This is a genomic window from Paraburkholderia sp. J12, assembly GCF_905220215.1.
Lineage (GTDB): Bacteria > Pseudomonadota > Gammaproteobacteria > Burkholderiales > Burkholderiaceae > Paraburkholderia.
Window position 1 is genome coordinate 137,090 of sequence record NZ_CAJMZC010000002.1, and the last position, 13,272, is coordinate 150,361.

Genomic DNA, 13,272 nt, shown 5'->3' on the forward strand with positions numbered 1-13,272 from the left:
CAGCCCGCGAGCGGCGGCTGTCGATGACACCGCTCGCGCGACCATGAAAAAAGGCGCTCGATTGTTTTCGAGCGCCTTTGTCGTTTAAGGCTGTCACGGCCTGCCACGCCGCTGATCATCTGCCGCGCGGCGGCTGCCGCTTCACAGTTGAGCGCGACGCGCTTCCAGCTGCTGGATCACCTCGTCGACGATCTGCTCGGGCGTGAGTTCGATGCTCACCACGATCGCCTCGTCGACGCCCGGTTCTTCGAGCGTATCCAGCTGGCTCTGCAGCAGCGAAGGATCGAAGAAGTGCCCGGTACGGGACGCGAGACGCTCGTGCAGCACCGCGAACGTGCCCTTGAGATAAACGAAGCACACGTCGCGGTCGTTGCCGCGCAACACATCCCGATACGAACGCTTGAGCGACGAACACGTGAACACGGCCGTCTCGTGCGCGCGCTGCTTCGCCTCGATCGCCTCGCGAATCGTGCGCAGCCAGGGCCAGCGGTCCTCGTCGGTCAGGGGAACGCCGTCGTGCATCTTCTTTTTGTTGGCTTCGCTATGGAAGGCGTCGCCGTCGGTGAAAGTGCAGCGCAGGCGCTCGGCCAGCAACTCGCCGATGCGGGTCTTGCCCGCACCCGAGACGCCCATTGCAATCAGAATCATCTACCGCTCCTGTTGTTTCCTGAATTCCACGACTACACCACTGCCGCGAGAGCGAACGTCAGCCCGAGACCCAGCAGCGAAATGATGGTTTCCAGCAGCGACCAGGTCTTGAACGTCTGACCCACGGTCATGCCGAAGTACTCCTTGATCAGCCAGAACCCGCCGTCGTTGACGTGCGAGAAGATCAGCGAGCCCGAACCCGTCGCGAGCACGAGCAACTCGGGCTGCACCGAGATTCCGCTCGCGGTCGCGATCGGCGCGACGATGCCGCAGGCCGTGGTCATCGCGACCGTCGCCGAACCCGTCGCCAGACGGATCAGCGCGGCGACGAGCCAGCCGAGCAGGAGCGGCGAAAGATGCGCCGTTTGCGCGAGCTCGACGATCTGCTTCGACACGCCGCTGTCCATCAGCACGCGGCCGAAACCGCCGCCCGCACCGACGATCAGCGTGATGCCGGCGATGGGCGCGAGGCAGTCGCCGCAGAACTTCTGGATCTGCTCGCGCGTGAAGCCGCGTTGCGCGCCGAAGGTCCAGAAGCTGACCAGCACGGCGATCAGGAGCGCGACGTCGGAGGTGCCGATAAAGTGCAGCAGGCTGTTGGGCAGCGTCTTCGGCGCGAACACGAGATCGGCCCAGCTGCCGATCAGCATCAGGATCACGGGCAGCAGAATCGTGAAAAGCGTGACGCCGAAGCCGGGCAGCTCGCTCTCGGGTTTCGGCTCGGCGGCGCTCACGAACTGCGCGGCAAGCGGATTGTTCTCCGGCAGCTTGATATGGCGATGGATGAAGAGCGCGAAGAGCGGGCCCGCGACGATCGCCGTCGGCACGCCCACGATCAGCCCGTAGGCGATGGTCTTGCCGATGTCGGCGTGATACGCCTGCACGGCCAGCAGCGCGGCCGGGTGCGGCGGAATCAGGCCGTGCACGACCGAGAGGCCCGCGACCATCGGCAGGCCGATCAGCAGGAGCGACTTGCCGGTCCGCTTCGCGACGTTGAACGCGATGGGAATGAGCAGCACGAAGCCGACTTCGAAGAACACCGGCAGGCCCACGATGATCGCGACGCACATCATCGCCCAGTGGATGTTCTTCTCGCCGAACCAGCGGATCAGCGTGGTGGCGATGCGCTCGGCGCCGCCCGACTCGGCCATCATCTTGCCGAGCATGGTGCCGAGGCCCACCACGATCGCGATGTGGCCGAGCGTGTTGCCGTTGCCGGTTTCGAACGACTTGACGATCTGGTCCATCGGCATGCCGACGGCGAGGCCGAGCAGCAGCGAAACGATGATCAGGACGAGGAAGGGATAAACCTTGAAGCGCGTGATCAGCAGAATCAGCGCGGCGATTGCGATGAGCGCATAAACCAGCAGCATGCTGCCGTGGGCCACTCCCATGGGGCTTTTCTCCGGGTGATTTTGTTCGAAACGCATCCGCCGCGGCACAGGCGGAAGACGACGGCGGTCGCCGGGGCCGTGATTGTAATGAGGTTATAGCGGCTTTCGCTCGCGTGTGCGCAAAAAATGAGCCGCGCGAGGCGTGAACCTCGCGCGGCTTGTCTCATCGGCTGCGGCCTGGCGATGGCCCGGCGATGGCCCAGACTCGGCCGGATGCTGCGATGCGATATCTCCCGGGAGCCTCCCAGGGCGCGTGTCGCGGTACCTTTTTACCGTGCCGGGCGCGACAGCTCGCTTGCGGCGCGCGCGAGGCGCGTCACTTCGGCCCAGTCTTGCGCGGCGACGGCGGCCTTCGGCGTGAGCCAGGAACCGCCCACGCACACCACGTTCGGCAGCGCGAGGAAGTTCGGCGCGGATTCGGGGGTGATGCCGCCCGTCGGGCAGAACCTGAGCCCCGGGAACGGGCCGTGGAACGCCTGCAGCATGGCGATGCCGCCCGCCGGCACGGCCGGGAAGAACTTGACGATCTCGTAGCCCAGCTCCAGCGCCGCGATGATGTCGCTCGGCGTCATCACGCCCGGCAGGAGCGGCAGACCCGCTTCGACCGCTGCGTCGTGCATCTCGCGCGTGAGGCCCGGCGACACGCCGAACTGGGCGCCCGCCTTCTTTGCCAGCGCGCAGTGCTCGGGCTTCGTGATCGTGCCCACACCCACGACGATATCCGGCGCGATCTTCGAAGCCCGCTCGATCGCTTCGAGACCGGCCGCCGTGCGCAGCGTGATTTCGAGAACCTTGACGCCGCCCGCGTGCAGCGCGCGCGAAACGTGTTCGCCCTGCTCGGCGCTGTCGAAGGCGAGCACCGGAATGACCGGGCCCAGACGGACGATATCGGCTACCGCTGGTGTTGCCATGTTCATGCTCCTTGATGTTGCGTGATTTGTGCGGCGGCGGCCGGCGCGTGACCGCGCTCGTGGACTTCGCCGACGAGCGGCCCGAAGACCCCGGCGCCCAGCTCCGCGGGCGCCGCGGCGGCGCGGAACACGCCGAACAGTTCGCGCCCGAAACCGACCTCGTTGCTTTCCTGATGCGCGGGCTGCGCGAGCGGGCGCGCTTCCCATTCGGCGGCATCGACTTCGACGTCGAGCACGCCTTCCACGGCGTCGATCACGATCATATCGCCGTCGCGCACCTTGCCGATGGGACCGTGCAGCAGCGTCTCCGGCGAGATGTGGATCACGGCCGGCACCTTGCCCGAGGCACCCGACATGCGCCCGTCGGTCACGAGCGCAACGTGGAAACCTTTGTCCTGCAGCACGCCGAGCAGCGGAGTGAGACGGTGCAGCTCCGGCATGCCGTTGGCACGCGCGCCCTGGAAGCGCACCACGGCCACGAAGTCGCGCTCGAGCTTGCCGTCGTCGAACGCTTCCTGCACGGCCTCCTGCGAATCGAACACGATCGCAGGCGCGCGCACCTTGCGGCGCTCCGGCGCGACCGCCGACACCTTGATGACGCCGCGGCCCAGTCGCCCCTGCATGAGACGCAGGCCGCCGTCCGGCTGGAACGGTTCGGCGAGACCGCGCAGCACGCCGGTATCCGCGCTCTCCTTGACCGCATCGACCCACTCGAGCTTGCCGTCGAGCAGCTTCGGCTCCTTCGTGTAGTGGCGCAGGCCCTCGCCCGCCACGGTCTTCACGTCTTCGTGCAGCAGGCCGCCGTCCAGCAGTTCGCGCACGAGGAACGCCACGCCGCCTGCGGCATGGAAGTGGTTCACGTCGGCCTTGCCGTTCGGATAGACGCGTGCGAGCAGCGGCACCGCCTGCGAGAGCGTGTCGAAGTCGTCCCAGTCGATGATCACGCCGGCCGCGCGCGCCATGGCGACGAGGTGCATCGTGTGATTGGTGGAGCCGCCCGTCGCGAGCAGCGCGACGATGCCGTTGATGATCGCCTTCTCGTCGACGACGTGGCCGATCGGCGTGTAGTGGCCGCGCTCGACGGTGAGATCCAGCACGCGGCGCGCAGCGGCGGCCGTGAGCTGGTCGCGCAGCGGCGTGTGCGGATGAATGAACGCGGCGCCCGGCAGATGCAGGCCCATCACTTCCATCAGCATCTGGTTGCTGTTGGCGGTGCCGTAGAACGTGCAGGTACCCTGGCCGTGATAGGCCGCGGCTTCCGATTCGAGCAGCGCATCGCGGCCGCACTGGCCGGTGGCGAACTGCTGACGCACCTTGGCCTTGGCATCGTTCGAGATGCCGCTCGTCATCGGGCCCGCCGGCACGAAGATCGTGGGCAGATGACCGAACTGGAGCGCGCCGATCAAGAGGCCCGGCACGATCTTGTCGCAGATACCGAGGCACAGCGCCGCGTCGAACATGTTGTGCGTGAGCGCGACGGCCGTGCTCATCGCAATCACTTCGCGCGAGAAGAGCGACAGCTCCATGCCGGCATTGCCCTGCGTGACGCCGTCGCACATCGCCGGCACGCCGCCCGCGAACTGGGCGACGCCGCCGTTCTCGCGCGCCGCCTCTTTAATGAGGTCCGGATAGTTCTTGTAGGGTGCGTGCGCCGAGAGCATCTCGTTGTAGGACGAGACAATGCCGATATTGGGTTCGCGAATCGACTTGATCGCGATCTTGTCGCGCCCTTCGACGGCGGCGAAGCCATGGGCGAGATTCGCGCAGGAGAGCGCGCCGCGCGCCGGAAAACGGTCCTGGGCAGCGGCGACGCGGGCCAGATAGGCCTCGCGCGTCGGCTTGCTGCGCTCGATGACGCGCCGCGTCACCTTCGTCAACTGGGAATGCGGGGACACTGTCGAATCTCCTTCCTTGTTTGTCTCGGCGGACTGTGGGGGGCCGGATTGGGCGTTCCGGTCAGCGTGCGCCGATATTAGTAGAAAAACTACAAGCTCGCAATACCGATTAGCCCTGGTGATTCCGCCACCTCGCCGTGCATTTTCCTCAACAATCTAGGCAAATTCCGCGAATCTCGCAAAACACGCTTGCTTCCTCGATCCCCAGTATGTAGTTTTTGTACATATCGCCAGATCCGCTATAGTGCCCGGATCTTTCAGCATAGTGCGAGTTTCCCAATGCTGTTGTCCCAGGTGAAAGCCATGCGCGAGCAATTGCGCCCTTCGGAGCGCAAGCTGGCCGATTACGTCGTCGAAGCCCCCCGCGAGGTGCTCGACCTTTCGATGACCGAGGTGGCGCAGCGCGTCAGCGTGAGCCAGCCCACCATCGCGCGTTTTTGCCACGCGCTGGGGTTCTCGGGTTTCCGGGAGTTCAAGATCCGGCTCGCGCAGGCCGTGGCCGCCGACCTGCCCTCGGAGCATCCGGCCGTCTACCGCGACGTGCGCCCCGACGAGCCCGTGCCGGGCGTCGCCGCCAAGGTGCTCGACCGCACGATCGGCGCGCTGCTCCAGGTGCGCAACAATCTCTCGACGGATGCTCTGGCGGCGGCCATCACGCTGCTCGCGCAGGCCTCGCGCATCGAGTTCTATGGAGCAGGCGGATCGGGCATTGCGGCACAGGACATGCAGCACAAGTTCTTTCGCCTCGGCATGCCGAGCGTGGCCTACTCGGACCCGCAAACGTTCCTGATGTCGGCTGCGCTGCTCGGGCCGGGCGACGTCGTGGTCACCATCTCGAACACCGGGCGCACGCGCGACATCGTCGATGCAGCGCACACGGCGCTCGAGCGCGGCGCGAAGGTGATTGCAATCACGCACGGCACCTCGCCGCTCGCGCGGCTCGCGACGGTCGGCCTGCACGCGAACGTCGACGAAGACACCGACGTCTTTTCGCCGATGACCTCGCGCACCTCCCACCTGGCGATCGGCGACATTCTCGCCGTGGGAGTGGCATTGCAGCGCGGGCCCGAACTGGCCGAAAAACTCGCGGATGCCAAGGAGATCATCGCGCGGCGACGGCTCGATCCCGTCGGCTGAGGCGCCGCGCTTGCCGGCTGGGCAATGCCAATGCCGTGCGCACCAAAAAGAAAGCGGACTCCCGCCAGAGTCCGCTTTTCGTACGATCGCGCGCCGTCCGTTCCGGCACAGCCGACGGCACATTAAGATTTATCCCATATGCGCGTAGTACCGCGGCCGCTAAAGTTCGAGCATCGAGCCCGCAGCCTCCAGGGGTTCGGCACGAGGCGCACTTCGCGCCGGCCGTACTCCTGTGCGGCGCACTCACCCACCCGCCAGTCCCCCCACGCACCTAAACGCAAACTTCGGGGGACTCGCAGAAAGAAGCAACTTCATGAAACGCCTATTGATTCTCGCCATGGCCGGCATGCTGGCCGTGGCTGCACTCGCCGCCCCTCAACCTCATATCGGCAACCCGATCTCCGACAAGCTTGAGCTCACCTTGCTCGAACACCAGTGGACCCAAGCCGCCGCATCGGGTAACCATCCCGTGCTCAACGATCTGCTGGACGATCAGTTCTTCGAAATACTTCCGGGGAACGTTCGGCGTACCAGGCAAGACATGCTGAATGCCGCACCGCTTCCGGCAGGCGGTTCGCAGGTGCTCGAAGACGTGCACGTGCAGATCCTCGGCAATATCGCGGTCGTCACCGGCATCAACCGGTATACGCCGGCGGCCGGCTATTCTCCGATCGAGTACCGCTTCACCGACGTATTCCTGAAACGCGAGGCGCAATGGCGCGTCGTGACGGCACGCATGCGCCACAAAGAGGCGGGCACCGTATAAGTGCCGCTACCCGCAAGAAGCGGGCGCAGGGACGAATCGGACAGGAAGCCTCAGAAAGGCTTGATGACGGCGAGCGCGACGGCTGCCAGCATGCCGAGCACCGGCAGTTCGTTGAATAGCCGGTACCACTTGTCCGAGCGGCGGTTCTCGCCGCGCTCGAACGTGCGCAGCAGCCGCCCGCAATAGGCGTGATAGGCGATGAGCAGGACCACCACGCCCAGCTTCGCGTGTATCCAGCCCTGGCCGCGGCCGATCCCCACCACGAGCCACAGCCACAGCCCGCACAGCAGCGCCGGCACGGCGATCATCGTCATGAAGCGATACAGCTTGCGCGCCATGATGAGAAGGCGCTTGATCGCGGCGGGCTCGGTTTCCATCGCCAGATTCACGAAGATGCGCGGCAGGTAGAACAGGCCCGCGAACCACGAGGCGATGAGCACGATGTGAAACGTCTTGACCCAGAGCATCGACATCTTTTTTTCTTCTTGATGAGCGATTGAGCAATGAGACGGCGCGCGCACCGGGCGCGCCGTCCCGCGAAACGCAGCGTTACTGACGGCCTTCGCCGTGGCCGAGCACGATGTACTTCAGCGAAGTCAGCCCTTCGAGGCCAACCGGGCCGCGCGCGTGCAGCTTGTCGTTCGAAATGCCGATTTCCGCCCCCAGGCCGAACTCGAAGCCGTCCGCGAAACGCGTGGAAGCGTTCGCCATCACGCTCGCAGAATCCACTTCGCGCAGAAAGCGCATGGCGCGGTCGTGGTCTTCGGTAACGATCGCGTCGGTATGGTGCGAACCGTAGGTGTTGATGTGCTCGATGGCTTCGTCGAGATGGTCCACCACCTTGATTGCCAGCACTGGCGCGAGATACTCGGTGCGCCAGTCTTCTTCGGTCGCCTCGACGAGCGGGCTCACGCCCGCATCGGCCAGGATCGCGCGCGCGGCTGCATCCACACGCAATTCCACGTCCTTGTCGCGATAGAGCCGGCCAAGCGGCGGCAGCACTTCGTGCGCAATGCCGCGCGCAACCAGCAGCGTTTCCATCGTGTTGCAGGTACCGTAGCGGTGCGTCTTCGCGTTGTCGCACACGGTGAGTGCCTTGGCGATGTCCGCGCGGTCGTCCACATAGACGTGGCAGATGCCGTCGAGGTGCTTGATCATCGGCACGCGCGCCTCCGCCATCAGGCGCTCGATCAGACTCTTGCCGCCGCGCGGCACGATCACGTCCACGTATTCGGTCATCGTGATGAGCTTGCCCACGGCCGCACGGTCGGCAGTCTCCACTACCTGCACCGCCTCCTGCGGCAGCCCCGCCGCCGCCAGCCCTTCGCCGATCAGCTTCGCGAGCGCCGTGTTGCATTCGAGCGCTTCGGAGCCGCCGCGCAGAATGGTCGCGTTGCCCGACTTCAGGCACAGCGCCGCGGCGTCGATCGTCACGTTCGGACGCGACTCGTAGATGATGCCGATCACGCCCAGCGGCACGCGCATCTGCCCCACCTGGATGCCGGTCGGGCGGTACTTCATGTTGCTGATCTCGCCGATGGGGTCCGGCAGCGCGGCCACCTGGCGCAGGCCCTCCACCATCGTCTTCAGCGCTTTGTCGGAGAGCGTGAGGCGGTCGATGAAGGCGGCGTCGTGGCCCTTGTCCTTCGCGCGGGCGAGGTCGCGTGCATTCGCGTCCTTGAGCGCCTGCGCCTCGCGCTCGATAGCCTTCGCCACCGCTTCGAGCGCGGCATTCTTCGCGGCTGTCGTGGCCCTCGCCATCGCGCGCGAGGCTTGACGGGCGCGGCGGCCGAGATCGGTCATGTACGGGTCGATATCCATCATGGTGTCTTGTGTGATGCGGCGCGCCCGGCGCGCGAATGCCCGGTTACAAGGCAAATTACAAGGCAAATGCGTGGGAAAACACGCGGGAGAATCGATTGTAAAGCCAGCGCGCCAGGTCTGCCTGGCCAGGCCGGCAGCACAGCAGCGGGTTGGCGCGCAGGCAGGAAGAGGGGCAACGGATCGTGCCGCAGGGCCGAAGCAGGCACCGGCGGCGGCCCGGGCGAGCCTGTGGGGCTCAGCCTGGCCGGCGCACCAGTCCTGCGGCCGGCGGTCGGCCGCCTGGCTGCGGGCGGGCTGCGGGCACGCCTGCGCCTGGCGCGTGGCCTGCGGCACCCGGCCGCGCGCCAGGCGCAAGCGCACCCGTATCGCGCGGCGCGGCCACCGTCATGGCGAGCTCAAAGAGGCCGTCCCACGCATCGGGCGGCAGCACATTGCGCCATTCGCCGCGCGCCTGCGCGGAAAGCCCCTTCACCTGGCGATCGAGGCGCGCCGCCAGCGTCAGTCCGCGCTCCAGCGTCGCTTCGGTAAGACGCGAAAGCGCCGGGCCGATGAGCCGCTCGCGCGGCCCCCAGACACGGTTCTCGCGCAACAGCATGGCAAGCGGCTTGCCCGCCCCGACGCCGCGCTTGACGCGCAGCAGCGTGCGGATTTCCTCGACCACGGCCCACAGCACGAGCACCGAAGCCTCGCCTTCGCCGCGCAGCCCATCGAGCATGCGCGCGAGCCGCCCGACGTCGCCGGTCAGCATCGCTTCGTTGAGCTTGAAAACGTCGTAGCGGGCAACGTTGAGCACGGCGTCGTGAATCTGCTCGAAGCTCAGCACGCCCTGCGGATAGAGCAGGCCGAGTTTCTGGATTTCCTGGTGCGCCGCGAGCAGGTTGCCTTCCACCCGCTCCGCCACGAACTGCAACGCGCGCCGCCCGTCTTCGCCGGACGCCACGCGCTGGCCCTGCTGCGCGAGACGCTGGCCGATCCAGTTGGGCAGTTGCGCGCGCTCGATAGGATCGACTTTCAGCGCGACGCCGCTTTCCGCAAGCGCCGTGAACCAGGCCGACTTCTGCGTGGCCGCGTCGAGCCGCGGCAGCGTCACGAGCGTGAGCACGTCGGGGTTGGCCGCGGCTTTTGCCGACCCGGCCAGGGTCTTGAGCGCCTCCGCGCCTTCCTTGCCGGGCTTGCCCGAAGGAATGCGCAGCTCGACCAGCTGGCGATCGCCGAAGAGCGACATCGACTGGCTCGCGCCAAGGAGCGAACTCCAGTCGAAACCCCGCTCGACCGTGAATACCGAGCGATCGGTATAGCCTGCCGCGCGTGCCGCCGCGCGTATGCGGTCGCACGCTTCCTGGGCGAGCAGATGCTCGTCGCCATAAACGACGTAGAGGCCGGCAAGGCCCTTCGCGAGGTGCGGTTCGAGTGCGTCGAGTCGCAGTTGCATGGGTGAATGGCGAGCGTTCGGGAATGCTGCGGATCAGAGCGGCGGCGGCGGCAGCGGCGCGCGCGGTGCGACGCCCGGCACCACCTGGTCCGGCGTGGGATTCAGGGTCTTCACAATCGCCAGCCGGCGCGTGAGCTGATCGACCGCATCGTTTTGCATGTCCGCGAACAGCAGATCGGACTCGGTCACCTTTGCCGTGGAGTACTGGTCGCTGTACGTCATGGCGCGATTGAGCGCGATCGTACTCGGGCGGATCAGCACCGAACCGTCCTGCGCGGTCAGCGTGTAGTTCAACGAATAGTTGACCTGATATTCCTCGACCACGCCCAGATAGTTGAGCGTGAGCGTGCTGAAGCTGCGCGCTTCCGAAACGCGCAGCACCGCATCGGCGTTGGACGGCGACTGGACAACGACCGAGTCGCTGCCGCCCTCGATCATGCGCGTGAGGCGCGCGGCAACGGGCGGCGCCGCGCCGACGATGGCAAGGCGCTTGAACGCGTAGTTCTGCTCGCCGCGCAGCTGGAATCCGCACGCGGAAAGCACCAGCGCACTGCCTGCCAGTAACAAAAACGATCTGCGAATCACATGAGCTCCCGGGTTCGCGACAGGTTCGCGGCGAGAGCGGGCCACCGCTCAGGCCGCCCTCGCCGCATCGGATCAGACCGCGTCAGACAACGACGTTCACGAGACGGCCCGGCACGACGATGATCTTCTTCGGCGCACGGCCTTCGGCGAACTTCACGAACATCTCGTGCGCGAGCGCGGCCGCTTCGATTGCGTCCTTACCCGCCTCCTTCGCCACCGTCACGGCGCCGCGCACCTTGCCGTTCACCTGCAGCACGAGTTCGATCTCGGCCTGCTCCAGCGCCTTTTCGTCGACCTTCGGCCAGGGCGCGTCGAGCAGCGTGCCGAATTCGTCGACATAGCCGAGTTCCTGCCAGAGCTGGAACGTAAGGTGCGGCACGACCGGATACAGCACGCGCAGCAGCACGCCAAAGGTCTCGCGCTGCACGCCGGCGCCGGCCCCCTTGGCGCCCTCGATCGCGTTGAGCATCTTCATCGCCGCCGAAACAACGGTGTTGTACTGCAGACGCTGATAGTCGAAATCGGCCTGCTTGAGCACGCTATAGACTTCGCGGCGCAGCGCCTTTTCGACGTCCGTCACCGTAGCCGCGTCGAACGCGGCGCGCGACCGGATGGCCTCGGCATTCGCGTAGCCGAAGGCCCACACGCGGCGCAGGAAGCGGCTCGCGCCTTCCACGCCCGCGCCCGACCATTCGAGCTGCTGCTCGGGCGGCGCCGCGAACATCGTGAAAAGACGCGCAGTGTCGGCGCCGTACAGATCGATCAGCACCTGCGGATCGACGCCGTTGTTCTTCGACTTCGACATCTTCTCGATGCCGCCCAGCACCACGGGCTGGCCGTCGCTGCTGAGCGTGGCGCCGACCGGGCGGCCCTTGTCGTCGTGCACGACGCTCACGTCGGCCGGGTTGTACCAGGTCTTCTTGCCGGACGCATCTTCGCGATAGAACGTCTCGTTGAGCACCATGCCCTGGGTAAGCAGGTTCTTCGCCGGCTCGCCGAACTTCACGAGGCCGAGATCGCGCGAAACCTTCGCCCAGAAGCGCGAATACAAGAGGTGAAGAATCGCGTGCTCGATACCGCCGATGTACTGGTCCATCGGCATCCAGTGGTCGGTGCGTTCGTCCACCATGGTCTTCGCGTCCGGCGCCGCGTAGCGGTAGAAGTACCACGACGAATCGACGAAGGTGTCCATCGTGTCGGTTTCGCGCTTCGCATCGGCGCCGCACGTCGGGCACTTGCAGTTCAGGAACGCTTCGGACTTCGCGAGCGGGTTGCCCGTGCCGTCCGGCACGAGGTCTTCCGGCAGCACCACCGGGAGATCGGCTTCCGGCACCGGCACGTCGCCGCAGCTCGGGCAATGGATGATGGGGATCGGCGTGCCCCAGTAGCGCTGGCGCGAGATACCCCAGTCGCGCAGACGCCACGTGACCTGCTTGTCGCCGAAGCCGTGCGCCTTCAGGTCCGCCGCCACGGCGTCCACGGCCTGCTGGTAGTTCAGGCCGTCGAACTTGCCGCTGTTGATGCAGACCGCGCGCTCCTTGTCGCCGTACCACTCCTGCCAGTCGTCGAGCGAGTAGGTCTCGCCTTCCACGGCGATCACCTGCCTGATCGGCAGGCCGTACTTCTTCGCGAACGCGAAATCGCGCTCGTCGTGACCCGGCACGCCCATCACCGCGCCTTCGCCGTAGCTCATGAGCACGTAGTTGCCGATCCACACCGGCACTTCTTCGTTCGTGATCGGATGCGTGACGGTGAAACCCGTGTCGACGCCCTTCTTCTCCATCGTCGCCACGTCGGCTTCGGCCACGCCGCCGCGCTTGCATTCGTCGATGAATGCCTGCAGCTCCGGCTTGCCCTGCGCAAGACGCGTGGCGAGCGGATGCTCGGCTGCGATCGCGGCGAAGGTCACGCCCATGATCGTATCGGCGCGCGTGGTGAACACGCGCAGCAGCGTCTTCTCGCCGTCGAGCTCGTACGGGAAACCGAAGTTCACGCCGAAACTCTTGCCGATCCAGTTCTGCTGCATGATCTTGACGCGCTCGGGCCAGCCGAGGCCTTCGAGGTCGTTCAGCAGTTCGTCGGCGTACTGCGTGATGCGCAGGTAGTACATCGGGATTTCGCGCTTTTCCACGAGCGCGCCCGAGCGCCAGCCGCGGCCGTCGATCACCTGCTCGTTGGCGAGCACGGTCTGGTCGACCGGATCCCAGTTCACCGTACCGGTCTTCTTGTAGGCGATGCCCTTCTCCAGCATCTTCAGGAAGAACCACTGGTTCCACTTGTAGTAGTCGGGCTTGCAGGTGGCGATTTCGCGCGACCAGTCGATCGCGAGACCCATCGCCTTCATCTGGCCCTTCATGTACTCGATGTTGTCGTAGGTCCACTGGGCCGGCGGCACGCCGTTGGCCATCGCCGCGTTTTCGGCGGGCATGCCGAACGCGTCCCAGCCCATCGGCATCAGCGTGTTGTAGCCGTTCATGCGCAGATAACGGTACATCACGTCGTTGATCGTGTAGTTCCGCACGTGGCCCATGTGCAGCTTGCCCGACGGGTACGGCAGCATCGAGACGCAATAGAACTTGGGCTTGTCGGCCTTCTCGGCCGTCCGGTAGGCGTCAGTGGCGCGCCATTCGCCTTGCGCGGCGGATTCGACGTCGGAGGGAACGTATTTTTCGAGCATGGT

11 protein-coding genes are annotated in these 13,272 nt (G+C 66.0%); 2 read left to right on the forward strand and 9 right to left on the reverse strand.

Going from position 1 to position 13,272, the window contains the following annotated elements; all coding sequences use genetic code 11:
- Window positions 1-141 precede the first annotated feature (141 nt).
- The 4 genes from U5760_RS05525 to edd all read right to left on the reverse strand — a co-directional run bounded on the left by U5760_RS05525 (window position 142) and on the right by edd (window position 4,848).
- The gene (locus U5760_RS05525; RefSeq protein WP_322010217.1) at window positions 142-648 is read right to left on the reverse strand and encodes a gluconokinase; all 507 of its coding nucleotides are present in this window, start codon (window positions 646-648) and stop codon (window positions 142-144) included.
- 32 nt (window positions 649-680) lie between these two features.
- On the reverse strand, window positions 681-2,042 hold the full coding sequence (locus tag U5760_RS05530; protein WP_322010218.1) for a GntP family permease: 1,362 nt from the start codon (window positions 2,040-2,042) through the stop codon (window positions 681-683).
- 269 nt (window positions 2,043-2,311) lie between these two features.
- Window positions 2,312-2,953 (reverse strand): bifunctional 4-hydroxy-2-oxoglutarate aldolase/2-dehydro-3-deoxy-phosphogluconate aldolase, encoded by a 642-nt coding sequence (eda, locus tag U5760_RS05535; RefSeq protein ID WP_322010220.1) that lies wholly within the window; start codon window positions 2,951-2,953, stop codon window positions 2,312-2,314.
- Between the two features lie 2 nt (window positions 2,954-2,955).
- Window positions 2,956-4,848 (reverse strand): phosphogluconate dehydratase, encoded by a 1,893-nt coding sequence (gene edd / locus U5760_RS05540; RefSeq protein ID WP_322010221.1) that lies wholly within the window; start codon window positions 4,846-4,848, stop codon window positions 2,956-2,958.
- A gap of 279 nt (window positions 4,849-5,127) precedes the next feature.
- Here edd and U5760_RS05545 point away from each other — a divergent pair, with 279 nt between their 5' ends.
- Both U5760_RS05545 and U5760_RS05550 read left to right on the forward strand, forming a co-directional pair.
- Window positions 5,128-5,985: a MurR/RpiR family transcriptional regulator gene (locus U5760_RS05545; protein WP_322010222.1), complete on the forward strand. Its 858-nt coding sequence runs from the start codon at window positions 5,128-5,130 to the stop codon at window positions 5,983-5,985.
- Between the two features lie 337 nt (window positions 5,986-6,322).
- Window positions 6,323-6,751 (forward strand): nuclear transport factor 2 family protein, encoded by a 429-nt coding sequence (locus U5760_RS05550; protein WP_322010223.1) that lies wholly within the window; start codon window positions 6,323-6,325, stop codon window positions 6,749-6,751.
- Between the two features lie 50 nt (window positions 6,752-6,801).
- Here U5760_RS05550 and U5760_RS05555 read toward each other — a convergent pair whose 3' ends face one another.
- The 5 genes from U5760_RS05555 to leuS form a co-directional block, all read right to left on the reverse strand.
- On the reverse strand, window positions 6,802-7,224 hold the full coding sequence (locus U5760_RS05555; protein ID WP_322010224.1) for a CopD family protein: 423 nt from the start codon (window positions 7,222-7,224) through the stop codon (window positions 6,802-6,804).
- 76 nt (window positions 7,225-7,300) lie between these two features.
- The gene (locus tag U5760_RS05560; protein WP_322011060.1) at window positions 7,301-8,572 is read right to left on the reverse strand and encodes a glutamate-5-semialdehyde dehydrogenase; all 1,272 of its coding nucleotides are present in this window, start codon (window positions 8,570-8,572) and stop codon (window positions 7,301-7,303) included.
- 238 nt (window positions 8,573-8,810) lie between these two features.
- Window positions 8,811-10,007, reverse strand: coding sequence for a DNA polymerase III subunit delta (gene holA, locus U5760_RS05565; RefSeq protein WP_322010225.1), 1,197 nt, complete (start codon window positions 10,005-10,007; stop codon window positions 8,811-8,813).
- 33 nt (window positions 10,008-10,040) lie between these two features.
- Window positions 10,041-10,592 (reverse strand): LPS assembly lipoprotein LptE, encoded by a 552-nt coding sequence (gene lptE / locus U5760_RS05570; RefSeq protein WP_322010227.1) that lies wholly within the window; start codon window positions 10,590-10,592, stop codon window positions 10,041-10,043.
- A gap of 82 nt (window positions 10,593-10,674) precedes the next feature.
- Window positions 10,675-13,269: a leucine--tRNA ligase gene (leuS, locus tag U5760_RS05575; RefSeq protein WP_322010228.1), complete on the reverse strand. Its 2,595-nt coding sequence runs from the start codon at window positions 13,267-13,269 to the stop codon at window positions 10,675-10,677.
- Window positions 13,270-13,272: the final 3 nt, after the last annotated feature.

Bases quoted from the DNA above. Each gene is read 5' to 3' on its own strand.
- U5760_RS05525 (WP_322010217.1), bottom strand. From the start codon at position 648: ATGATTCTGATTGCAATGGGCGTCTCGGGTGCGGGCAAGACCCGCATC.
- U5760_RS05530 (WP_322010218.1), bottom strand. From the start codon at position 2,042: ATGGGAGTGGCCCACGGCAGCATGCTGCTGGTTTATGCGCTCATCGCA.
- eda (WP_322010220.1), bottom strand. From the start codon at position 2,953: ATGGCAACACCAGCGGTAGCCGATATCGTCCGTCTGGGCCCGGTCATT.
- U5760_RS05545 (WP_322010222.1), top strand. From the start codon at position 5,128: ATGCTGTTGTCCCAGGTGAAAGCCATGCGCGAGCAATTGCGCCCTTCG.
- U5760_RS05550 (WP_322010223.1), top strand. From the start codon at position 6,323: ATGGCCGGCATGCTGGCCGTGGCTGCACTCGCCGCCCCTCAACCTCAT.
- U5760_RS05555 (WP_322010224.1), bottom strand. From the start codon at position 7,224: ATGTCGATGCTCTGGGTCAAGACGTTTCACATCGTGCTCATCGCCTCG.
- U5760_RS05560 (WP_322011060.1), bottom strand. From the start codon at position 8,572: ATGGATATCGACCCGTACATGACCGATCTCGGCCGCCGCGCCCGTCAA.
- holA (WP_322010225.1), bottom strand. From the start codon at position 10,007: ATGCAACTGCGACTCGACGCACTCGAACCGCACCTCGCGAAGGGCCTT.
- leuS (WP_322010228.1), bottom strand. From the start codon at position 13,269: ATGCTCGAAAAATACGTTCCCTCCGACGTCGAATCCGCCGCGCAAGGC.